This is a genomic window from Streptomyces sp. bgisy130 (genome assembly GCF_057708345.1).
The window spans coordinates 1-21,509 of the sequence record NZ_JBYISA010000003.1 but is presented as its reverse complement, the minus strand read 5'-3'; the positions used below and the strand labels follow the sequence as shown (position 1 = coordinate 21,509).

Annotated in this window: 21 protein-coding genes; 6 read left to right on the top strand and 15 right to left on the bottom strand. The window is 70.6% G+C overall.

Annotation, left to right across the window (positions count from 1 at the left end):
- Positions 1-126: 126 nt before the first annotated feature.
- Both AC3EUV_RS05285 and AC3EUV_RS05280 read right to left on the bottom strand, forming a co-directional pair.
- Positions 127-1,173: an ABC transporter permease gene (locus tag AC3EUV_RS05285; RefSeq protein WP_432146721.1), complete on the bottom strand. Its 1,047-nt coding sequence runs from the start codon at positions 1,171-1,173 to the stop codon at positions 127-129.
- On the bottom strand, positions 1,170-2,255 hold the full coding sequence (locus AC3EUV_RS05280) for an ABC transporter ATP-binding protein (RefSeq protein WP_488187935.1): 1,086 nt from the start codon (positions 2,253-2,255) through the stop codon (positions 1,170-1,172). The genes AC3EUV_RS05285 and AC3EUV_RS05280 overlap by 4 nt, the downstream gene beginning before the upstream one ends.
- Positions 2,256-2,360: 105 nt before the next feature.
- Here AC3EUV_RS05280 and AC3EUV_RS05275 point away from each other — a divergent pair, with 105 nt between their 5' ends.
- The gene (locus tag AC3EUV_RS05275) at positions 2,361-2,966 is read left to right on the top strand and encodes a GNAT family N-acetyltransferase (protein ID WP_435602284.1); all 606 of its coding nucleotides are present in this window, start codon (positions 2,361-2,363) and stop codon (positions 2,964-2,966) included.
- 165 nt (positions 2,967-3,131) lie between these two features.
- Here the strand turns inward: AC3EUV_RS05275 and mshD are convergent, their stop codons facing one another.
- Positions 3,132-4,049, bottom strand: coding sequence for a mycothiol synthase (gene mshD, locus AC3EUV_RS05270; protein ID WP_432146731.1), 918 nt, complete (start codon positions 4,047-4,049; stop codon positions 3,132-3,134).
- Positions 4,050-4,225: 176 nt separating this feature from the next.
- Between mshD and AC3EUV_RS05265 the strand changes: the two genes are divergently transcribed.
- Positions 4,226-6,043 (top strand): bifunctional metallophosphatase/5'-nucleotidase, encoded by a 1,818-nt coding sequence (locus AC3EUV_RS05265; protein ID WP_435602283.1) that lies wholly within the window; start codon positions 4,226-4,228, stop codon positions 6,041-6,043.
- An 84-nt stretch (positions 6,044-6,127) separates the two neighbouring features.
- Here AC3EUV_RS05265 and AC3EUV_RS05260 read toward each other — a convergent pair whose 3' ends face one another.
- The 4 genes from AC3EUV_RS05260 to AC3EUV_RS05245 form a co-directional block, all read right to left on the bottom strand.
- A complete protein-coding gene (locus AC3EUV_RS05260; RefSeq protein WP_432146718.1) occupies positions 6,128-6,550 on the bottom strand; it encodes a hypothetical protein in 423 nt (140 codons plus the stop codon).
- 78 nt (positions 6,551-6,628) lie between these two features.
- Positions 6,629-7,105, bottom strand: a complete 477-nt coding sequence (locus AC3EUV_RS05255) for a hypothetical protein (RefSeq protein ID WP_435602282.1) — start codon at positions 7,103-7,105, stop codon at positions 6,629-6,631.
- A 122-nt stretch (positions 7,106-7,227) separates the two neighbouring features.
- Positions 7,228-8,046, bottom strand: a complete 819-nt coding sequence (locus AC3EUV_RS05250; protein ID WP_432146716.1) for a class I SAM-dependent methyltransferase — start codon at positions 8,044-8,046, stop codon at positions 7,228-7,230.
- Positions 8,043-9,404 (bottom strand): NsdA family TPR-like regulatory protein, encoded by a 1,362-nt coding sequence (locus AC3EUV_RS05245; protein WP_435602281.1) that lies wholly within the window; start codon positions 9,402-9,404, stop codon positions 8,043-8,045. The genes AC3EUV_RS05250 and AC3EUV_RS05245 overlap by 4 nt, the downstream gene beginning before the upstream one ends.
- Before the next feature lie 351 nt (positions 9,405-9,755).
- Between AC3EUV_RS05245 and AC3EUV_RS05240 the strand changes: the two genes are divergently transcribed.
- Together AC3EUV_RS05240 and AC3EUV_RS05235 are read left to right on the top strand one after the other, a co-directional pair.
- Positions 9,756-10,049: a DUF6415 family natural product biosynthesis protein gene (locus AC3EUV_RS05240; RefSeq protein WP_432146714.1), complete on the top strand. Its 294-nt coding sequence runs from the start codon at positions 9,756-9,758 to the stop codon at positions 10,047-10,049.
- A gap of 80 nt (positions 10,050-10,129) precedes the next feature.
- The gene (locus AC3EUV_RS05235; protein ID WP_432146713.1) at positions 10,130-10,669 is read left to right on the top strand and encodes a hypothetical protein; all 540 of its coding nucleotides are present in this window, start codon (positions 10,130-10,132) and stop codon (positions 10,667-10,669) included.
- 73 nt (positions 10,670-10,742) lie between these two features.
- Here AC3EUV_RS05235 and AC3EUV_RS05230 read toward each other — a convergent pair whose 3' ends face one another.
- The gene (locus AC3EUV_RS05230) at positions 10,743-11,669 is read right to left on the bottom strand and encodes an aminoglycoside phosphotransferase family protein (protein WP_435602280.1); all 927 of its coding nucleotides are present in this window, start codon (positions 11,667-11,669) and stop codon (positions 10,743-10,745) included.
- 162 nt (positions 11,670-11,831) lie between these two features.
- On the opposite strand from AC3EUV_RS05230, the gene AC3EUV_RS05225 reads away from it, so the two are divergent.
- Positions 11,832-12,404: a DUF3995 domain-containing protein gene (locus tag AC3EUV_RS05225; RefSeq protein ID WP_432146711.1), complete on the top strand. Its 573-nt coding sequence runs from the start codon at positions 11,832-11,834 to the stop codon at positions 12,402-12,404.
- Here AC3EUV_RS05225 and AC3EUV_RS05220 read toward each other — a convergent pair.
- Entirely contained in the window at positions 12,383-13,066 is a 684-nt protein-coding gene (locus AC3EUV_RS05220) for an NAD(P)H-binding protein (RefSeq protein WP_432146730.1), read from the bottom strand. The two genes, AC3EUV_RS05225 and AC3EUV_RS05220, sit on opposite strands and share 22 nt — an antisense overlap.
- Before the next feature lie 101 nt (positions 13,067-13,167).
- Positions 13,168-13,272, bottom strand: a complete 105-nt coding sequence (locus tag AC3EUV_RS05215; protein WP_432146729.1) for an NAD-dependent epimerase/dehydratase family protein — start codon at positions 13,270-13,272, stop codon at positions 13,168-13,170.
- Between the two features lie 295 nt (positions 13,273-13,567).
- Here AC3EUV_RS05215 and AC3EUV_RS05210 point away from each other — a divergent pair, with 295 nt between their 5' ends.
- Positions 13,568-14,998 carry an LmeA family phospholipid-binding protein gene (locus AC3EUV_RS05210; RefSeq protein WP_432146710.1) on the top strand — a complete coding sequence of 477 codons (1,431 nt, stop codon included), beginning with the start codon at positions 13,568-13,570 and terminating at the stop codon, positions 14,996-14,998.
- 88 nt (positions 14,999-15,086) lie between these two features.
- Here the strand turns inward: AC3EUV_RS05210 and AC3EUV_RS05205 are convergent, their stop codons facing one another.
- The 5 genes from AC3EUV_RS05205 to AC3EUV_RS05185 all read right to left on the bottom strand — a co-directional run bounded on the left by AC3EUV_RS05205 (position 15,087) and on the right by AC3EUV_RS05185 (position 20,591).
- Positions 15,087-16,559 carry a HAMP domain-containing sensor histidine kinase gene (locus AC3EUV_RS05205; RefSeq protein WP_432146709.1) on the bottom strand — a complete coding sequence of 491 codons (1,473 nt, stop codon included), beginning with the start codon at positions 16,557-16,559 and terminating at the stop codon, positions 15,087-15,089.
- Entirely contained in the window at positions 16,556-17,293 is a 738-nt protein-coding gene (locus AC3EUV_RS05200) for a response regulator transcription factor (RefSeq protein ID WP_432146708.1), read from the bottom strand. The genes AC3EUV_RS05205 and AC3EUV_RS05200 overlap by 4 nt, the downstream gene beginning before the upstream one ends.
- A 125-nt stretch (positions 17,294-17,418) precedes the next feature.
- Positions 17,419-18,585: a S1C family serine protease gene (locus tag AC3EUV_RS05195; RefSeq protein ID WP_432146707.1), complete on the bottom strand. Its 1,167-nt coding sequence runs from the start codon at positions 18,583-18,585 to the stop codon at positions 17,419-17,421.
- A gap of 116 nt (positions 18,586-18,701) precedes the next feature.
- Positions 18,702-19,727, bottom strand: a complete 1,026-nt coding sequence (locus AC3EUV_RS05190; protein ID WP_026169660.1) for a LacI family DNA-binding transcriptional regulator — start codon at positions 19,725-19,727, stop codon at positions 18,702-18,704.
- Between the two features lie 24 nt (positions 19,728-19,751).
- Positions 19,752-20,591: a response regulator transcription factor gene (locus AC3EUV_RS05185; RefSeq protein WP_432146706.1), complete on the bottom strand. Its 840-nt coding sequence runs from the start codon at positions 20,589-20,591 to the stop codon at positions 19,752-19,754.
- Positions 20,592-21,509: the final 918 nt, after the last annotated feature.

Sequence of the window (21,509 nt, the reverse complement as noted above, 5' to 3'; positions counted from 1 at the left end):
GCCCTTTCCACGCCCGAGCCGGAATTCCCGTGGCACGAAATGCCACGGCGATCGGGGCGGGAGGGGAAATCCCGGAAGCTCCCGGAGTTCCGGGCGGAGAACCCGCCGGAATTCCGCGGCGGCGCCTCAGCCTTGTTCGCGGCGCATCACCCGGAAAGCGATCACGGTCAGTACGGCCGTCAGGGCGAGCACGATGCCGCTCTCGATCCACGCCAGCGGCCAGTGGTGCGACGCCGGGTGGTGGTCCATGTACTGGCCGACCACCTGGTGCGACCGCAGACAGCCCTCGTAGTTGCCCGCGGACTCACAGACGGTGTCAGGCAGATGGGCGCCGGAGCGGGTGTAGTACCCCTGGCTCACGAGCCAGGCGTTGTCCGGCAGCTGGGCCGACTCCTTGGGCGCGAACTCGGTGGTCCCGGCCGGCAGCAGGTACCGCCTGAGCTGCTGGAGCGCGACCTGGACCACGACCATGGCGCCCAGCGTCACCCCCATCGTCAGCACCGTACGGCGCAGCAGCAGCCCGGCCAGCACCCCGATCGCCAGGGCCAGCAGGGAATGGGTGACCGGCACCGGGCCGAGAGCGGCGAAGCCGAGGGTCGAGTACCAGTAGGAGCCGGAGACCTCGTCGCCGACGACCTGCCACATCCAGGCGAACGCCGCCGAGAGCGCCGTGGTGGCGGTCAGCACGACCAGCGCGGGCAGCGCAATCTTCGCCGCCAGCCAGCGCAGCGGGCCGACCGACTGGGTCAGTACGAGCTTGTGGGTGCCGGCCTCCAGCTCGCGGGCGATCAGCGGCGCGCCGAGGAACACGCCGATCAGTACGGGCAGCAACAGCAGCCCCGCCTCGGCGAGTTCCAGCGGCCGGCCGTAGGTGCTGCGGAAGGCGATGACCGCGTCCTGGGTGCCGTCGCAGCGCGGGACCAGGGAGATCATCGAGCAGCCGTCGAGATGGTGGGCGTCGATGAACGCGGCCGCCCGGCTGCGCAGCACCACGCACCAGACGATGCCGGCGGCCACGGCGGCGAGCAGCACGCCGAAGAACAGCCGGTGCTGCCGCCGGACCAGCCAGACGAGACCGCCCAGCCGTCCACGGGCGCCCGCCTCCCGGGTCGCGTCCGGATCGCCCGTGGCGGGTCCGGCGCCGTTCTCCCCGAGGTGTGCTGTGGTGGTCATGCCGCCGCTCCCTTGCCGCTGTGATGGATGTGCCGTGTGCGTGGTGCGCTGTCCGGCGGGTACTGCCAGGCGCCCCGCATGCCTGCCGGGCCGGGCGGCCCGTTGCGCGGCAGGCCGGGGATACCGGGCTTGTTGCCGGGCCGGCGGCGCCCGGGCACCGAGACCGGTTCCGCGCTCGGTGCGATCAGGTCGGGTGCGCCGGGCGCCCGCAGATAGGCGAGCAGCAGCTCCTCCAGGGACGGCTCCGCGACCTCCCAGGGCCCGGCCGCCACGGGGCCCTCGCGCCGTACGACCGCGGTGAAGTGACGCCCCGACAGCTGTGCCTCGACGACCGGATGCGCGGCGATCTCGGGCGGCAGCGCGGCACCCGGGCGCTGCCCCATCACCAGGGCGTGCGCCCCGATGACGTCATCGACCTCGCCCGCGAGCCGCACCCGGCCGCCACCCAGCACCAGCAGATAGTCACAGACCCCGTCGAGCTCGGCGAGCAGGTCCGACGACAGCACGACGGTGGTGCCCTGCTCGGCGGCCTGGGCCAGCAGCAGTGCGGTGATCCGGTGCCGGGCCAGCGGGTCGAGACCGGCCAACGGCTCGTCGAGCAGCAGGAGTTCGGGGCTCCTGGCGAAGGCGAGGGCGAGGGCGAGACGGGTGCGCTGCCCGCCGGAGAGGGTGCCGACCCGGGCGTCGAGGGAGAGGTGGCCGTCCCGGACGATCCGTTCGGCGCATTGCCCGCTCCAGCGGCCGGGGTTGAGCGCACGGCCCAGCCGCAGGGTCTCGGCGACCGTCAGCCGCGGGTAGAGGGGTTTGCCCTGGGTGAGGTGGGCGACCCGGGGGCGGGCCAAGGCACCGGACGGGGCCTCGCCCCAGACCCGTACGGAGCCTTCGCGGGGGCGGATCAGCCCGGAGACCAGCGAGAGCAGGGTGCTCTTCCCGGCGCCGTTGGGCCCCACCAGCGCGCAGATACGGCCGGCCGGCAGCCGGAAGGTGCAGTCGCGCAGCGCCCAGCGGCGGCGGTACCGCTTGCCGAGGCCGACCGCCTCGATGGCAGTACGCCCCGAGGTCCGGCCGGTCACCTGGTCCATGCCCATCGGCCGCATCCCGCCCCCTAAGCCATTCCACTAATTAAGTAGTGAAAGGGTGGGGGAAATGGGCTGCACCTGTCAACCTCAGCTCCTTACGCTGCCCAGGTGGCCACCTTTTCCGCACCCGCGACAGCGCCGCCGCCGTACACCCCCGACTACCCGATACGCACCGAGCGCCTGGATCTGCGCCCCATCGCCCTCGACGACTTCGAAGCGGTGCACGCCTACCGGTTCCGCCCCGAGGTCAGCCGCTACCTCTACTCGGGCCCCTTCGACGAGGCCGCGTCCCGGGACTTCGTCGCCTCCAGGTCCACCCGCACCACGCTGCGCGAGTCCGGCGACGGCCTCCAGCTCGCCGTCGTCGTCCGCGACAGCGGCACCCTGGTCAGCGATGTCACCTTCCTCTGGAAGAGCAGCCGCCAGGGCCGCATCGGCTATGTCTTCCACCCCGGCCACGCCGGCCACGGCTACGCCACCGAGGCGAGCCGGGCGCTGCTGAAGCTGGGCTTCGAGGAGCTGCGACTGCACCGCATCCAGGCCGAGTTGGACGGCCGCAACACCGCCTCGGCCCGGCTGCTCGAACGGCTGGGCATGCGCCGGGAGGGCCGGCTGCGGGAGAACGCGTTCCTCGACGGGGAGTGGAGCGACGAGGTCATCTACGCGATGCTGGCGCGCGAGTGGCGGGCCCTGCAGGAGGGGCGCGGCCAGTAGGAGGGGCGCGCCCGGCAGGAGGCGCGGTAGGAGGAGCCCGCCCGGCAGCGATGACGAAACGGGGCGGGCCCTTAGGGGCCCGCCCCGCCGCGGCACACTCGTCCGGCGCCCGGTCTCCGTCCCGGCCTCAGTCCCGGTCCCCGTCTCGGACTCAGGTCTCAGGTCTCAGGTCTCCGACCGATACATCAGATCCGTCTCGTGCGTCGCGAACCCCATCCGCTCGTACACGGTCACCGCCGCCTTGTTGTCCGCGTCCACGTACAGCATCGCCGTGGGCAGCCCCTGGCCGGCGAGATGGCGCAGCCCGATCGAGGTCAGCGCCTTGCCCAGGCCGCCGCCCTGGGCGCCCGGCCGCACGCCCAGCACATAGACCTCGCCCAGGCCCTCGTCGGCGTGCACCTTGGTCCAGTGGAAGCCGACCAGCCGCCCTTCCTTCTCCGCCAGGAAGAAGCCCTTGGGGTCGAACCACGCCTCGGCCTTGCGGTCGTCCAGATCGCGCTGGATCAGCGAACCCTGCTCCGGATGGTGCGCGAACGCCTCCGCGTTCACCTCCAGCCAGGCCGCGTCATCGGTGCCCGGCTGGAAGGTCCGTACGGACACACCCTCCGGCAGCACCGGCTCCGGCAGCTCCAGATCCGCCAGCCGGCGCCGCATCTGCCGCAGCTCCCGGAACATCGTCAGCCCCAGGGTCTGGGCGAGGTGCCGGGCCGCCGGATGCCCGCCGTGTGCCCAGACCCGCAGCCGGCGCCCGGACTGCTCCAGCAGCTCGCCGCCCAGCGCCCGGCCGTGCCCGCGGCCCCGGTGCCCCGGGTGGACCACCAGTTCGGCGGCCGGTGCCTCCACGGGGTCGGTGTCCTCCAGCTGCCCGTAGGCGACCAGCTCCTCACCCTCGTCGCCGCGCGTGTACACCAGCACATGGCGCACGCCGGCGCGCCGGCCCCCGCGCAGCTGGAGCCGCCCCTGCTCGGACACGGCGGGCTGTCCGTCCGTCCGCGCGGCCCGCTCGATCAGCTCGAGGACGGCCGCGGCCGCTTCCGGCGCCGGCTCGTCTACCACCTGGATCCTGCGGCCGGCCCGGCCCATCTCCTGTGCAGCGTCATTCATGTGTGAAGCGTACGACTCCCCCGGGCCCCCGGCGGGGTACCACCCGCACTCGGTCCGCTCCCCCGCAACCAGCTCGTCACCCGCGCCCCCCTGTTGCGCTACGCGCGTGGACCTTAAGCTGCCGTCCGCTCAGGAACATCCAGGAGGGGACCCCCATGCCCGCGACACCGCAACGGCGCCGCGCCGTACGAAGATTGACGATCGGCGCCGCCGTACTGGCCGCCGCAGGAATCGCCGCCGGCGCGCTGCCGGCCGGCGCCGACACCGGCCGCGACGCCCGCACCGGCCGCACCGGCCGCACCGTCGACGTTCAGCTGCTTTCCTTCAACGACTTCCACGGCAACCTGGAACCGCCGCAGGGCTCCTCCGGCACGGTCGAGGAGCTCCAGGCGGACGGCAGCAAGAAGAGCGTTCCGGCGGGCGGTGCCGAGTACCTCGCGCAGTCGCTGAGGACGGCCCGTAAGGGTCATCCCTACTCGGTGACCGCCGCGGCCGGTGACCTGGTCGGGGCCAGCCCGCTGCTGTCCGGGCTGTTCCACGACGAGCCGACCGTCGAGGCGATGAACAAGCTGGGCCTCGATGTCACCTCCGTCGGCAACCATGAATTCGACGAGGGCCGCACGGAACTGACACGCCTTCAAAAGGGCGGCTGTCACCCGAAGGACGGCTGCTACGAGGACGGCAAGAAGTTCCGGGGCGCCGGCTTCCCGTACCTCACCGCCAATGTCACGGACGAGAAGACCGGCAAGCCGCTGCTCAAGCCGTACTCCGTCTGGAAGCGCAAGGGCGTCAAGATCGGCTTCATCGGGGTGACGCTGGAGGGCACCCCGGACATCGTCAACGCCGAGGGCATCAAGGGGCTGAAGTTCCATGACGAGGTCGAGACCATCAACAAGTACGCCAAGGTGCTGAACAAGCAGGGCGTGAAGTCGATCGTCGCGCTCATCCACGAGGGCGGCATGCCCGCCTCCACCTCGTACAACTACAACTGCGACAGCCCCGGCCCGGGCGACGGCATCTCCGGTCCGATCACCGAGATCGCCCAGCACGTCACCCCGAAGGTCGACGCGCTGGTCACCGGCCACACCCACCAGGCGTACGCCTGCACCATCCCGGACCCGTCCGGCCGGCCGCGCACCGTCACCTCCGCCGCGTCGTACGGCAAGCTCTACACCGACACCACGCTCACCTACGACCGCCGCACCCACGACATCGTGCGGACCACCGTCAAGGCGCCCCACGCGGCCAACCACGTCGTCGACCGCACGCAGCCCAAGGCCGCGGACATGACCTCGCTGATCGCCCGCTGGAACAAGCTGGCCGCGCCGGTCGCCGGCCGCCCCGTCGGCCATATCTCCGCCGATATCGCGGGCCGCGGCGCCAACGCCCCCGAGTCACCGCTCGGCGATGTCATCTCCGACGCCCAGCTCGAAGCCACCAAGGCGGACGGCAAGGGCGGCGCCCAGCTCGCCCTGATGAACCCGGGCGGCATCCGCTCCGACCTCGCCTTCAAGGCATCCGGCTCGGAGGGCGACGGGGTCGTCACCTACGGGGAGGCGTTCACCGTCCAGCCGTTCACCAACATGATGAACGTCATCGACCTCACCGGCGCCCAGCTCCTCACCGGCCTCCAGCAGCAGGTCAGCGGCCCCAACGCGGCCTCCCCGAAGATCCTCCAGGTCTCTCAGGGCCTGACCTACACCCTGGACATGACCAAGACGGGCGCCGACCGCATCGTCAAGGACTCGGTGAAGCTGAACGGCGAGCCCCTCGACCCGGCCAAGACCTACCGCGTCGCCATGAACGAGTTCCTGGCCGGCGGCGGCGACGGCTTCCCCGCCTTCAAGAACGCCAAGAACAAGCACGTCGGCCCCTCCGACCTCGACGCCTTCACCGCCTACCTCACGGCCCACTCCTCGGCGGACAAGCCCCTCACACCGCCGAAGGCTGACCGGATCACGGTCGTGAAGTAGGACGCGGCAGACAAGCGGCGCCCCTCGGCCAGGGGGCGGCGCCCGGCTCCGTCCCGATAAACACCGCGCCCCCGCTCCGGCTACCTACCGGGGCGGGGACGTTGGTGTGGGGGGCGGGACCCTCTCACCCCGCACGGCCCTCCGCGCCACGAGCCGGTCGGCCCGCTTCAGCAGCTCGCCATTGGCCGCTTCGTACGCTTCCCGGCTCGCCGCGTCGTACGGCATGGTCACCACCTCAGCAGCAGCGACCAACCGGTCAAAGACAGGGGCATGATCGGGTTTGACCTTCACCTGCCGGTAGTCCCGCGAGGGCAGCACGACGACCAGACGTCCGCCTGCCGCGACGACCCTCTCGGCAAACAGCGTGTCGGAGCCGCGTGCCAGGCAGGTGACCCCGGTCAACTCGCCTGCGCGGTATTCGCGCAATAGGTCCCGCAGCGCCTCCTCCGCCAGAGGCACGGTGCTCTCCGTGAGGTCCATGTGCCCGGTGACGGCGATGGTGGCCATTCTCTCCGTGTCTCCCTACTTCGCCGGCAACTCGCGGATACGGTCCCGGGCCTCGCGGAGTGGGCCGGGGCGGCAGTGCTAATCACGCTCTGCCCCGTCGGGCCAGACGATGTCCACCGGCACCCCGGTGCGCCGTGCGTAAGCGACCACGTCGGCGGTCCCGCCGAAGCCACGCGCCGCCTTCCCGTCCCACACGGCGATCAGCCGGTCGACCAGCCCCATCAGGATCTCGCTCCCCGCCATATGCGCCTGTGAGGTCGATTGGTCCATGCCCGTGTGGTGGACTTCCACGGCCTGTCGTAGCAGCGCGTCGTAGGTGGCGTGATGCTCGGACGGCAAGCCGTCTCGGTACCGATCCGCGGGAATCACCACCTCGATCCGGCCGCCGACGACGAGCACGGACTCGGCGAACCACGAGTCGGGCCCGTCTGCGACGCACGAGACACCGCACAGCTCCATCGGTTCGTACTTCGTCACCTCGGCCTCAAGACTCGCCCTGACGAGCTTCTCGACCGCAGCCGACAGCCCGCGATGCCCCGTGAGCCCGACCTTCACAACAGCGCACCTTTCGTCGTGGTCAGAGGAAGACCCCATAGAGACGTTCATCGAAATCACGCACGATCTTTGCCGGCGCTGCCGATGTGTAGCCCCCGCGTTGCGCACGCCTCGGTGGGCCCTCACCGAGTGCAGACGAGCATTCCGCCAAGACACCCGATCTCGAACGCGCCATGTCTCTCAATGTGCTCGGACACGATCTCCCGGGCTCGCGCGACCGTCTCGTCGAACGGGACTGCATGTTGATCGGCCCAGGCGCGGTAGGAGTTCATATGAGCAACTACCGGCTCGGGACTGCGCACGGCGATGGTCCCCGGTAGCTCGATCTTCTCGACCTTGTCGAACGCGGCGCCGAGCAGACCTGATGCCTGTTCCAAGGAGAAGCGGGCGCTGAGGGAAATCCTGGCCGGCCCCTTGTCCACGCCGAGCACGTCGCCCGCAGAGCGCTCCCACAGATGATCGAGTTCCGCTTTGTCGCGGGTGCTGTTGGTGGACGCAATCATGACTCCGCCCGGCTTGACGACTCGGGCGAGTTCCCTGACAGCCGTCGGAATGTCCCCGACGTGGTAGAGCATGTGAAGGGCGAGCGCACCCTCGACGCTATTCGATGCCAAGGGGAGCTGCACGGCGTCCGCAACAGCCACTGGGCGCGGCACTCCGGCGAGAATGCCGAGCGAGACATCGAGGCCGAGCAGCCGCAATTCGGGTCGTTCCCGCCGCAGGCGCTCGATGAACTTGCCGTTGCCGCATCCCACGTCGACGACCGTGCCCCGCGTCTCCTGAAGCCGCTCGACGACGATTCCCGGCAGGTCATAGCGCGGATTTTGCCACTGATAGAGCGACTGTCGGGCGGCAAGGTCGCGCCCGGTGTTGTAGGCACTACCAGTAAGGATTGCGCGATCGGTCACGGCGGCGTCGTGCTCGGCGGAAAGGTCGGTCACGTCAGCGGCTCCGATGAGTCAGCGGCAGACAGTGCCGCGGGCATAGCGGCGTTCACGATGCGTTCGCGCAGATGGGCGATCCCTGGTGATCCACGGTACTGCGCGGCTCCCAGCTCACCGGCCAAAGCCCCAAGCCGGTTAAGGATGCTGGCGGAAAGCTGCCCCGGCCCGGAATCCAGAACAGCGCCGAGCAGCACCTCGGTCGCGTCGGCTTCCCCCGCGAGCAAGTGCCCCCGGGCAAGGTCGAGATTGGCGGCGAGCAGGTCGAACGTCGAGCGGTCCTCGGCTGCGGCCATGCCATACAGGTCAACTGCCGTCCCAGCACAGTCGATCGCCTGCTGCACATGGCCGGGCCCGCCAATGGCCAAGTGCGTGGTTCCGGCGTACGTAAATTGCTTGGCAGGCGGGAAGCTGAAAACGCCGGGCATCACGTCCGGCCCCTGCATCGCGTCCCTGGCCTGCTCGGCCGTCATCAGCGCCGCGACGGCGCCTTGAGCATCGCCGGCGACGGCGAGAGCCCTCGCCTCAAGGCTCGCGAGCCGAACACCCACGCTCCCGGAGGCCGAGTAGCGCTGACCATGCCGGGCGAGGTCCGCGGCTCGCTGCGGGTTGCCGTTCCAAAAGGCAATGAGCGACTCAACCGACCTGACCCAGGCTTGCATCTCGTGGTGTCCGGCAGCCTCCGCGCAGGACCAGGCAGTACGCGCATGACTGCCGGCTGAGTCGTAGTCGCCGGCGTCGAGGCAGACGTGCGCCGACAGGCCGCACAGCCTGCTCGCGGTCACCAACAGGTCGGACGTCTGCTGTGGCCGTTGCCGACCCCGCAGCAGTTCAAACGTCTCATCACGCAGCTCTCGAATCTCGGCGTACAACTCTTTCAGCGGACGGCTGACGAAGTGCCGAGCGAGCCGGGCAACATCCGCGTCGAGCTGCTCGACCGTAGACGCATCCGAGTTCGTCAAGGCGATCAACCGCGCGAACCTCGCCGACCGGGCTGCATCCGCGGCAAGCTCACAGGACGACGGAGGCAGGGCCGCTCGCCGAGCAGTGGCCATGACAGCTGTTGAGTCTGACGGGGCCGCCTTCCCGCGCTCATCTGCCTTGCGCCGCCGACTGACAGCGTGGGCCTGGTCCAGCATCGCCGAGTCGACACCGAACACGCGCGCCAAGAAGCCGCGTGTCCTCTCGGAGGGCAGACGCACCTCGCGCTCGTACCTGCCGATTTCCTTGCCCGTCATCGTGGGCACCGAACTGCCCTCGACTTCGTTGTACTCCGCTGCGATCTTCGCCTGCGTCACCGATCCGCGAGCATGGCGCAACCGAACGAGCAGCTCCCCGATACCTAACCCGTCGTCCATGGCGACTCCCAAGCACAGCTGTAACTGGCCTCCATACTGGCCCCCCAATTGGCCCCCTTGTGGGCTCCCGACCCAAACGAGCGACGGCAGTTAGCTGAAGCCATGCCGTCACGAAACGTCAGCACTCCACCTATGTGGCCGACCCCGAGCGTCGGCACCCCACTCCCGCCGCGCTCCGGCCCTTTCGAACCTGCTCCGGACAGCTGCCAACTGCCGCCGGATTCCAGCACGGAAGAGCGGTCGGCAACTGAGGGCCCCACCGCGAAGCCGCAGCAGCTGGAGTCGGCAGGCGAGGCAACTGCAACGAGCCATGCCCGAAGGGTTCCCCTCGACCTCGAGCCAGTACGGCATGTGATCAGCCGCGCACGAGGTCAGAGCAGTGTGCCGCTGCGCCATGCCGAGCTGACCGAGCTGGAGGCCGAACTCTGCGGCCACATCCACCGGTTGTTGCCGGCCGCCAAGGCGGCTGTCGACAAGCTCTGGCACGGTGGTGCCGCATGGCACCAGCAGATTTCCCGTCTGGACGGCATCGAGCGTCAGGTCGGACAGGGGTTGGGGGCGGGGGTGCTCTCGGCGCACGTCCAAGTGCAGCAGCTCGCCAAAGACTGCCAATGGCTCATCGACCACCAAGGGCAGCAGCAGTGACGAACCGGTCAAAGGCGAGCCTGCCGAAGGTCACGGCCGTGCGGAACCAGGGAACGCCACAAGGACCATGGAGCCCACCCGTGGGGGCGCGAGTGGTGCCCATGCGGATCGGCGAGATCCTGGACGTAATCGAGGCCCCCGGCATCATCGGCACAGCAATGCTCGCCCTGGGGACGACTCCCGTTTCACACATCGTCGACCCGGATGACGACACGGTGTGCTGGCTGCTCCCGCGCGGCGCCGTCAGCCGTCGTCCATGGCCCTGGGCTCGCATCTCCCGTTACGTCAAAGTCCTCACCAGCATCGAAGAGTTCGGGGTACCTGGAATCGGCCTCACCGACGGGCCCGGCACCCACTGGGTGTACCCGGGTGGATGGGAGGGCGGCTACATCGCTGATGAGTGGCTCGTGGAAGATCTCGCGGTCTGCACCCTCGTGCACCTCGGGCCGCCCGCGCAGCGCTGCGAACTGTGTCCCAAACCCCTGTGGCCCGAGGACGGTGTGCGTGTCGTCCTCTCCCGCAGCCCCTTGCGGACGCTCGCCGGCAACACCATCCGCGTGCACAGGCATTGCGCCCGAACCCGGGGCCTCAAGCCCCTCCCTGACGGGGCTCGGCCCTGAGCAGCGATCCGACGGGCCGAACAGTGCCGAAGTCCGCCAACCACTGCGCAGGGCTCGCTGCTCCCGCCCCGCCTCACCCCACCCCGAACCACGTCTCCGCCAGCGACTCCAAGGTCGGCTCCGGTGGGGCGGGGAGTTCGCGGAGGTAGCGGGGGAGGTTGCTGTGGACGTGGAGGAGGGTGTGGGTGAGGAGGTCGGTGGGGGTGAAGGTTTCGCCGTAGGCGCGGAAGATGCGGGACAGGAGGCGGGGGTCGGCGCGGGAGACGTAGAGGCCGACGGCGACGAAGTCGTAGGCGGGGCGGCCGAGCATCGCGGGTTCGAAGTCGAGGAGGCCGGTCAGGCGCCAGTCGTCGTGGGCGTCGACGGTCAGGTGCTGGCGCATGAACTCGGTGTGGAGGAGGACGTCGGGCCCGGGGGCGGAGGGCGGCGCGGCGGCGAGGAAGTCGGGGAGCTGTTCCAGCCAGGGGCCGGGGAGGCCGTGGGCGCGCTGGCGGTCGACCGCGGTGGTGCGCTGCCGGGTGCGGAAGTCGTCCCAGTTGCCGGGGCCGAGGATTCCGGCGAGCGGTGCGGGGTCCAGGGCGTGCAGGGCGGCCAGGGTCTCGCCGGCTTCGGTGGCGATCCGGTCCTGGTCGGCGCGGGGTATGCGGGGCCAGGTGACGGCCAGGTCGGTGCCGCGCAGGCGGGACATCAGGACGTAGCGCCAGCCGTTCTCGTACGTACCGGCGTCGTGGACGTACGGGGTGGGGACGGGGAGTTGGCCCTGGAGGTGGGTGAGGACGTGGGCCTCGGTCATGCCCTCGTCGGCCGAGGCGGCGGGGAAGAGCTTGAGGACATAGCGGTTCCCGACGGCGTAGACGGGCAGGGAGCCCGCTGAGTAGCGGGTGAGGGGATCGGCTCGGAGACCGAGCCGGGTGCAGAGCGCGGCGACGCCCGGCCGCATCACCGTTTCGTCGGGGACGATCGCGTCCCACTCGTCTTCCGTGTCCACGCGAGGCAGCATGCGCGGACGGTAGGGCGGGGAGCCCGGCCGCGGCAAAGGAATTTAGTTAAGTCCGGGGGGCCTTGGGGTCCCCTAGGGGGACTGGGGGCTCCGCCTGGTGGGGGAAGGGGGCCGGTCCGTGGGAGGACGCCGTTGGGGCGGGGCGTTCGTAGCGTGGCGGGCATGAGGACTTCTGTGAGTGGGGCGGGGCGTGGCGCGTCGGGGGCGCAAACGGTGTGCGGGCGGCCGGTGTTCTGGGCGTATGCGGCCTTCGGGTGGCTGGTGGTGTCGTTCGTCTGGCATCTGTGGATGGGGATCGATTACCGGTCGGCGATGGGCGGCGGGGGCCGCGTCCCGGTGTGGGGGTTTCTCGCCTACGACGGGCTGATCACCGCGATGTCGGCGGCCGGGGCGGTCCTCGCGCTCGCGACCGTACGGCCGTGGGGCCGCCGGCTCCCGCCCTGGATGGTGCTGCTGCCGCTCTGGTTCGGGGCGGTGCTGCTGGTCGTACGGGGTGTGCCGGGGCTGGTCGAGAACGTCACCACGGCCATCGGGCTCACCCCCTACGGGCTGCTGGGGCTGGCGGAGCAGCCGGCCGATCCGTCGTCCGGGGAGTTCTGGACCGAGATGGCCATCAATACGTACTTCTTCGTGGGCGCGGTGCTGTTGCTGCCGCTGGCCGTGCTCCACCACCGGAGCCTCGGGGCCGCCGGGGGCACCGGCGGCCCGTCCGGTCAGGAGAAGTCGGCGGCGTGATCCCTCGCCCACTGGGCGAACGTCCGGGCCGGGCGGCCGGTGATCCGCTCGACGGCGTCCGAGACGGGGAAGGCCGGCGCCTCGACCGTGCGGCCGAACATCCGGACCAGTTCCAGCGCGGCCTCCTTGGGGAAGTGCGGCCCGGCCATCGCCTCGGCCGCCGCCTCCTCGGAGATCTGCTCGACCCGGGTCTCCTTGCCGGTGGCCCGGCCGATCTCGGCGACCTGCTGAGCCACGGTCAGCTCCGCCGGGCCGGTGACGGGATACGCCTGGCCGAGGTGCGCGCCGGTGCGGTCCAGCAGGGCGGCGGCCGCGACATCGGCGAGGTCGGCCTCGTGGACGGGGACGCCGCGGGCGTCCGGGTGCGCGTCGCGGACCACGCCGGACGTGCGGATCGCCGGGGCCCAGGCGAGCGCGTTGGTGGCGTAGTTGCCGCCGCGGACAAAGGTCCACTCCAGGCCGGAGTCCCGCACCGCGCGCTCCGGACCGGCGTGCAGGCGGGCGATGTGGTGCGCGTCGTCGTCCGGCGTATCGGTCACCGCCATCGAGGAGTTGAGGACGATCCGGCGGACACCGGCCCGGACGGCGGCCTCGGTCAGCGCCACCGCGGCGTGGTCGCCGCCGGCCGCGAGATTGAGGAACAGCGCCTCGGCACCGGCCAGCAGCGGTTCGAGGGCATCCGCGCCGGTGAGGTCGGCGCGGACGGTCTCGGCCCCGGCGGGCAGCCCGGCGCGCGCCGGGGTGGGGGTACCTCCCGTGCCCTTTAGGCACGGGGGAGGGTCAGCGCGCGGACCGCGGCGCCCTCCGCGAGGAGCCGGGTGACAAGTACGCGGCCGATGTTGCCTGTTGCGCCGGTCACAACGATCATGGGGGCAGCTTCCTGCGACTTCATGGCTGACGTCAGCCTTCCGTTCGTCGGGTGAATGAGCTCAATGCGAGGAAGGAAAAGGAGCCGGACAATGGCGCGGAGAGTCCAGGTATGGATCAATGGACGCGGACAAGCCGCGCACTGTCGCCCGGGTCACATAAAGAGCTGACGGTAGTTCAAGTCGCTGTCTCCGCACGGCAATTTTTTGCCAAGACCGGCGGGACAACCTTCATCTATCCGACTTACTTCCGGTACGACTTGCGTTCGAGGGTCCCGCTCGTGGTGAGATGAGCGGATGCGAACCCCCACACGCATATCTTCACCCTCGCCCACGCCCGCCGCGCCGCACTCCTCGGATTACCCCGCGCCCGGCGCCCAGGACGACCCCACCGGCGACACCAGAAAGCTCGACGCGATCAATCCCTACGCGGACCTGGCGGCCCTCGCCGACCCCGAGCCGGAGCCGGAACCCGAGCCGGAATTCGGCTCGTTCGACGCCGACGGCACCCCGCGGCGGCGCACCTACCTCAACGAGCGCGACGACAGCGACGACCCGCTGGGCCTCGGACTGCGCTCGGACGAGGAGACCGGCGAGACATGGAAGCCGCCGAACCACCGCCGCCGCAACGGCACCGGCACCCGCAGCCGCGGCCGCAGCCGTCGCAAGAAGCGCGGTCTCAGCAAGTTCGCCGCCATGTCGATCACCTTGAAACTGCTGGTCACCGCTTTGGTCGGGGTGGCATTCCTGACGCTCTTCGACCGGTTCGCGGTGCTGTACGTCCAGAACGCGGCGGCGAAAAAGGTGAAGAGCGCGCTGCATCTGAACGCCACTCCCGAGGTCGACATCAAGGGATTCCCGTTCCTCACCCAGGTCATGGACAAGCATGTCGACCAGGTGAAAGTCACGATTCCCGACCTGGCCGCCGACCGGGTTTCGCTGGCGAAATTCGAGGCCACCGCGAATGACGTACGCATCGACGGCGATCTGCCCAGCTCCATCAAGGGCGCCACGATCGGCACCATGAACGGCAGCGTGCTGCTCGCCTTCGACGACATGAACCGCGAGCTGGGGGCCTCGCAGGTGAAGTTCAGCGAACGGGGGCCGAACGCGGTGCGCGCGGTCGGTCAACTGCCGATCGCCGGCCATGAATTGCGCGTACGGGCCGAGGCGCGCATCCGGCGGGCCGGGGACCGCGGGGTCTCCACCGACATCAGCCGGATGCGCTTGGACATCGGCGATATCGCCGTCTACCGCCCCGGCACCGGCAAGGAGGAGGGCCTGCGGCTGACCCGCAAGACCGCCGCCGAGCTCAGCCGGCAGGCCGCCAAGGTCAAGTCGATGCTGAGCATCCCGGCGATCGCGGACCGGATCGGCATTCCCAAGCCGTACATCCAGGAGGCGCTGCGCAACGAGGAGAAGCTGCACGAGCTGACCGGGTCGCCGCGCTTCGTCCAGAAGCTGATGAAGGTCAATCTGGTCGATGTGGTGGCCGACCACCCGTGGCTGCTGGAGAAGGTCGGCATCGACCCGAAGATCCTCGGCGCGCTGACCGGGCTCACCAAGCCGCAGCTCGCGGACCAGCTCTCGCTGTCCTTCCAGCTTCCCAAGACGCCCGGGAACGTGCGGCTGCGCAACATCTCCGTCGAGGAGGACGGCATCCGCGCCGACATCACGGGGTCGGAGCTGCCGTTCGGGGACGCAGCGAAGAAGCAGCCGAAGAAGTAGCCGGAGCAGCGGCCGCACAGGGGCCGCGGTGGCGGGCGCCGTAGGGGGCGGTTCCGCTGCCGCGGCCCCTCGGCATTCGGCGGGCCGGCTACCGGGTGCCCGTCGGCCCCGGCATCCCGGGCGGCGGGGTCGCGGCGCCCGGCAGGGTCAGCACCGCCTCGGTGCCGCCGACGTCCGCGGACCGCAGCCGCACCGCACCGCCCGCCTGCTCCGCCGTACGCGCCACGATCGACAGCCCCAGGCCACTGCCCGGCAGGCTGCGGGCGGACGGCGAGCGCCAGAACCGCTCGAAGACATGCGGGAGTTCGTCCTGCGGAATTCCGGGGCCGTGATCGCGTACGGTCAGCTCGCCGCCGGTCAGCCGCACCTCGACGGTCCCGCCGGGCGGGCTGAACTTCACCGCGTTGTCCAGCAGGTTCACCACCGCCCGCTCCAGCGGGGCCGGCTCGGCCCGGACGAACCAGGGGTCCAGGTCCGCCGCGATGGTCAGCGACGGGCCGCGCAGCCGGGCCCGCTCCAGCGCCGCGCCGACGATCTCGTGCAGCGCCACCACGGCGACGGCGCTCTGGCCCGGCGCCGGCGGCCGCGACAGCTCCTGGAGATCGCCGATCAGCTCCGCCAGCTCCCCCATCTGCGCCTTCACCGAGACCAGCAGTGCCTCCTTGTCGGCGGGCGGGATCGGCCGGCCGGACCGCTCGCTGCGCACCAGCAGATCGATATTGGTACGCAGCGAGGTCAGCGGCGTCCGCAGCTCATGGCCCGCGTCGGCGATCAGCTGCTGCTGGAGATCGCGGGAGGCGGCCAGCGCCGCGGTCATGGAGTTGAAGGAGCGGGAGAGCCGGGCGATCTCGTCCTCGCCCTCGGCCGGGATGCGGATGGTCAAGTCCTCGGTACGGGCGACCTGTTCGACCGCGTCGGCCAGCCGGTCCACCGGCTTGAGGCCGGAGCGCGCGATGACCAGACCGGCGGTGCCCGCGCCGACGACGCCCAGCCCCGCGACGGCGATCAGCAGCAGCGCCAGGCGGTTCAGCGCACTGTCGACCTCGGTCAGCGGACGCGAGATGGACACCGCGAACTGCACGCCCTGGACACCGATGTGCTTGGTCAGCACCCGGACGTCCGCGCCGCCGGTGGTGACCGCGTCATGCAGGGTGTCCCGCGCCAGGCCCTGCGCCACCGCGACATCCGCGCGCTGGACCTGGACCGGCTGGGAGTTGGGGCCGATGCAGCGTGAGCCGTCGACCTGGACGATCTGGACGTTGTAGTAGGAGGGCGGGGCGTTCTTGCTCTCGGTCGGGTCGGTGGGCTGGCATTTGGCGTAGGTCAGCTGGAGATAGTCCGCGGGGACGCTGACGTTCTGGAGCGAGCTGTCCACCTCGTCGCGCAGCTGGGCGCGGGCGAGCAGCCAGCAGGCCAGCGCGGAGACCGCCACCGCCACCGCCACCGCGGCCGCGGTCAGCAGGGTCAGCCGCTGGCGCAGCGGCAGCCGCGCCATCCAGGCGCCGAGCCGACTGTGCGCACCGACCGCCGCCGCTCCCCCGTATGTGGTCGCCGTGCTCATTCCACCCCGCCGTCCGTCCGCAGGACGTAGCCGACCCCCCGCACGGTGTGCACCAGCCGCGGCTCGCCGCCCGCTTCCGTCTTGCGGCGCAGATACATCACATACACATCGAGGGAGTTGGAGGTGGGCTCGAAGTCGAAGCCCCATACGGCCTTCAGGATCTGCTCACGGGTGAGCACCTGCCGCGGATGGGCGAGGAACATCTCCAGCAGGGTGAATTCCGTACGGGTCAGCTCGACCTGCCTGCTGCCCCGGGTCACCTCGCGGGTCGCCAGGTCCATCCGCAGGTCGGCGAAGCTCAGCACCTCGCCCGCCTCGGGCGGGGCACCGGCCGCCGCCGCGTACGAGCTGCGGCGGAGCAGGGCGCGGATCCGGGCGAGCAGCTCGTCCAGCTCGAAGGGCTTGACGAGGTAGTCGTCGGCGCCGGCGTCCAGCCCCGTGACCCGGTCGCCGACGGTGTCCCGGGCGGTCAGCATCAGGATCGGCACCGTCACCCCACTCGCCCGCAGCCGGCGGGCGGCGGTCAGCCCGTCCATCCGGGGCATCAGGACATCCAGCACGATCAGTTCCGGGTCGTAGGCGGCGACCTTCTCGACCGCGTCCAGACCGTCGACCGCCTGCTCGGTCACATACCCCTCGAAGACCAGCGAGCGCTGGAGGGCCTCACGGACCGCGGGCTCATCGTCGACGATCAGGATGCGGGCGGGATGATCACCGTGCTCGGCGGGGCTCATGTGCGTGGTTACCTCGGACCTCGGGTGTGCGGACGGCTGATGCTCAGCCTTGCACGACGACGGGCGATCCGAGAGGGGGACGCAGCCTCTCGTGCCGGGCGGGGGCAGGGCGGCGGGGCAGGTGGTCAGACGCCGCTGCTTCCGCCACCGCGCAGGGTGTCGAGATCGTCCTTGACGGTGTTGATCGGTATGGCGAAGCCGAGGCCGACGCTGCCCGCGCTGCTGCTCGATGCCGAACTCGGTGAGTACATCGCGGAGTTGATGCCGATGATCTGCCCCTGCATATTGATCAGGGCGCCACCGGAGTTGCCGGGGTTGAGCGAGGCGTCGGTCTGGATGGCCTTGTACGAGGTCTTCGACGAGCCGGTGTCGCCGTTGTACTGATTCCCGCCGAACTCGAACGGCCAGCCGCCGCGACCACCCTGCTGCCCCTGCCCCTGCCCCTGTCCCTCCTCCTTGGGGACGGTGACATCCCGGTCGAGGGCGGAGACTATGCCGCTGGTCACGGACCCGGTGAGACCCTCGGGCGAGCCGATCGCCACCACCTGGTCGCCGACCGTGAGCTTGCTGGAGTCGCCGAGCGAGGCCGCGGTGAGGTTCTTGGCGCCGCGCACCTTGACCAGCGCCAGGTCCTTGTCGGGGTCGGTGCCGACGACGTCGGCCCTCTTCCGGCTGCCGTCGCTGAAGGTGACGCTGACCGAGTCCGCGCCGGCCAGCACATGGTTGTTGGTGACGATCTCGCCGCTGCTGGTGATGACCACCCCGGAGCCGGTGGACTCGCCGGCGGCGGTCCGCGCCTTGATCTCCACGATCGCCGGGCTGACCGCCTTGGCCACCGCCGAGACCCCGCTGCCACTGGTCTTGCCCGCGTTGACGAGCGGGGTGGAGGAGGTGTTCTGCGTCGCCTTGTTGGTGGCGCCGGCGATCAGCGCCGCGCTGCCACCCCCGATGAGACCCGAGGCCAGCGCCACCGCCGCGATCAGCGCGACCGGCCGCCGGGCCCGCCGCCGCGGCTCGGGTGCGTACGAAGGCTGCGGCGGAACCGCCTGCTCACCGAACCCGGCGTACGAGGCCCCCGGGCCACCCGCCGCGGTCCCCCCGTACGTCTCACGGCCGTAGCCTTGGCCGTAATCCCGGCTCTGGCCGTAATCCGGGCTCTGGCCATGATCCTGGCGCCGGCCAAATTCCTGGCCACGGCCCTGATCCTGGCCGTGGCCCTGCTCGTCGTCGCCGTACGCGTACGGCCGCTGCTGTGGCATCTCATCGCCGCTTCGGCGGTAGCTCTCGGTCATGGTGATGACTCTGCGACTGCAGCATGAGAGCTGCCTGAGAACGTCCTGAGAGACCCGACAGAAGTGGGTATGCCCGGTATAAGGACGGCCGGATCAGCGGCGCGTACCCGGCTCGCTCAGCCGCCGCAGCCGCAGGAGCGCCGGACCACCAGCCGCGACGGGAACTGCCGCAGCCGCTCCCGCCGGGAGCCGACCACCCGCAGCCCGTCGTCCAGCACCAGATCCACCGCCGCCCGCGCCATCGCCTCCCGGTCCGAGGCGACCGTGGTCAGCGGCGGATCGGTCAGCGCGGCTTCCTTCACATCGTCGAAGCCCGCGACCGCCAGCTCGCCGGGCACATCGATACGCAGCTCGCGGGCCGCCCGCAGCACCCCGATGGCCTGGTCGTCCGTCGCGCACATGATGGCCGGCGGCCGCTCCGGACCGGCCAGCAGCTTCAGCGCGACCTGGTAGGCGTCATAGCGGTTGTACGGGGACTGGAAGTAGTAGCCCTCCGGCGACCGCCCGGACTCCAGCATGGCCCGCCGCCAGCCCTCGACATGGTCGGTGACCGGGTCGCCGGACTTCGGGGTCTCCTCCGTACCGCCCAGGAAGGCGACATACGGATGGCCGTGCTCCAGCAGATGCCGGGTCGCCAGCTGCGCGCCCCACACGTCGTCCGTCATCACCGCGACATCGTCGATGGCGTCCGGCCGCCGGTGCAGCAGCACCACCCGCGCATCCCACGCATCGATCTCGGCGGCGGCATGCTCACTGGGCCCCTGGCTGATCAGGATCAGCCCGGACACCCGCATCCCGAGGAACGCGCGCAGATAGTGCACCTCGCGCTCGTCGAGATAGTTGGCGTTCCCGACCAGCACCATCTTTCCGCGCTCGGCGGCGGCCTGCTCGACCGCGTGCGCCATCTCCGCGAAGAACGGCTGCCGGGTGTCCGGCACGATCAGACCTATGAGATCGGTACGGCGGGACGCCATCGCCTGGGCGACGCGGTCCGGCCGGTAGCCGAGCTCCTTGATGGCGGCGAGTACCCGCTCGCGCGTGGCCGGGGCGACCGGCCTTGGTCCGTTGTTGATGACGTAGCTGACAACGGCGGTGGACGTACCCGCCAGTCTTGCCACATCATCCCGCGTCACCTTGGCCACGCGCGGCAGTCTACGCGGGTGGTGCTACCGGCGGGCAGGTCGTACGGTCCCGGAGTCCGCGCCCGCGGTGACCGCCTTCCCGGAGCCGTCACCCTCCCCGGTACCGCGGCCCTCGGACGGCGCCCCACCACGGCCGGACTGCGCCGCCTTCGCCGCGTCCTCCTTGGCCTTGGCCTCCGCCGCCCGCTCCACCTTCTCCGGCGTCACGAAGCGGTAGCCGACGTTACGGACCGTACCGATCAGCGACTCGTGCTCGGGCCCGAGCTTGGCGCGCAGCCGCCGGACGTGGACGTCGACCGTCCGCGTACCGCCGAAGTAGTCGTAGCCCCAGACCTCCTGGAGCAGCTGGGCACGGGTGAAGACCCGGCCGGGGTGCTGCGCCAGATACTTCAGCAGCTCGAACTCCTTGAAGGTCAGGTCCAGGACCCGCCCCTTCAGCTTCGCGCTGTACGTCGCCTCGTCCACCGAGAGATCACCGTTGCGGATCTCCATCGGGCTGTCGTCGGTGGTGATCTGCTGGCGGCCCATCGCCAGCCGCAGCCGCGCCTCGACCTCGGCCGGGCCCGCGGTGTCCAGCAGGACATCGTCGACGCCCCAGTCCGCGGTGACGGCGGCGAGCCCGCCCTCCGTCACCACCAGGACCAGCGGACAGCCCGGCCCGGTGGACCGCAGCAGCTGGCACAGGGACCGCACATGCGGCAGGTCGCGGCGGCCGTCGATCAGTATGACGTCGGCCCCCGGGGTGTCGATCAGGGCCGGGCCCTCGGCGGGAGCCACCCGCACGCTGTGCAGCAGCAGGCCGAGCGCCGGGAGCACCTCCGTCGACGGCTGGAGTGCGTTGGTCAGCAGCAGAAGTGAACTCACGTCCGACCACCTACCCGGTTCTCGGGGTGCTGTGTCCTCGGTTGCGTGCGGTCCTGCCTGCTTCGCTCGCCCATGACGTCTGGTTCCTCCTCGGTCCCTGCGACGGGGGGCACCTCCCGGCCCTGGCCGGGGGAGTCTGCGGCACTGCTTCGTACGGTCCTTCCCACCGCGCAACAGGCGGTTGAAAGCACAAAAGGACCCGGGGGCAACGCTGCCCGGATCCTTCTTGCCCAGCAGAATAGCTCACCTGGGTTGCGGACCCGAGGCGACTTTTGCAGCTTTTTGTATTCCGCCGATCACTTCGAGTGGTCAACGGGTGCCGTCGTTGACCATCCGACGCAACCACTTGCTGGCGCCCGCGACGCCGACCGGCCCCCATTTAACGGGGCCGGGGCGTCTTGGCCCGGGCCCGGGCGGGGCCCTCGCGACGGGGTTCGCCGACGCGGCGGAAAGTGGCGAATTTTTTGGCGCGGCCGTCCCACGATGTGGACGGCCTCCCACGTTTTCGGCCGTCCCGCCGTGGGTGTTGCTCGCCGTTGCCGGTCCGCTGCGCTTGGCCTCGGCCGACGTTTGTGGCTTCCCCGCCGTTGCGCCTGCGGCGGGCCGGGTCCGCTGCGCGGGGCTGTCGGGGTGCGGTGACGGGCCTCCGCGGGTGGGGGTTTCCGGACTGCTTCGCTTTACGTCCGGAAACCCCCACCCGCTCCGACCCGTCCCCTCCCGTTGAGGGATGGGAAAACCGATGTGGGTGGACCCGTAAGTGGTCCGGTGCGCCTTGTCGATCACACGCCATGGCCACGGCCACGGCCACGGCCACGGCCACGGCCACGGCCACGGGCATGGGCATGGGTGGCGCGCCCCCACCCACCGTCACTCACTCCCCCAACGGGAGGGGACGGGCCGGAGGGGGGGGGGGGGGGG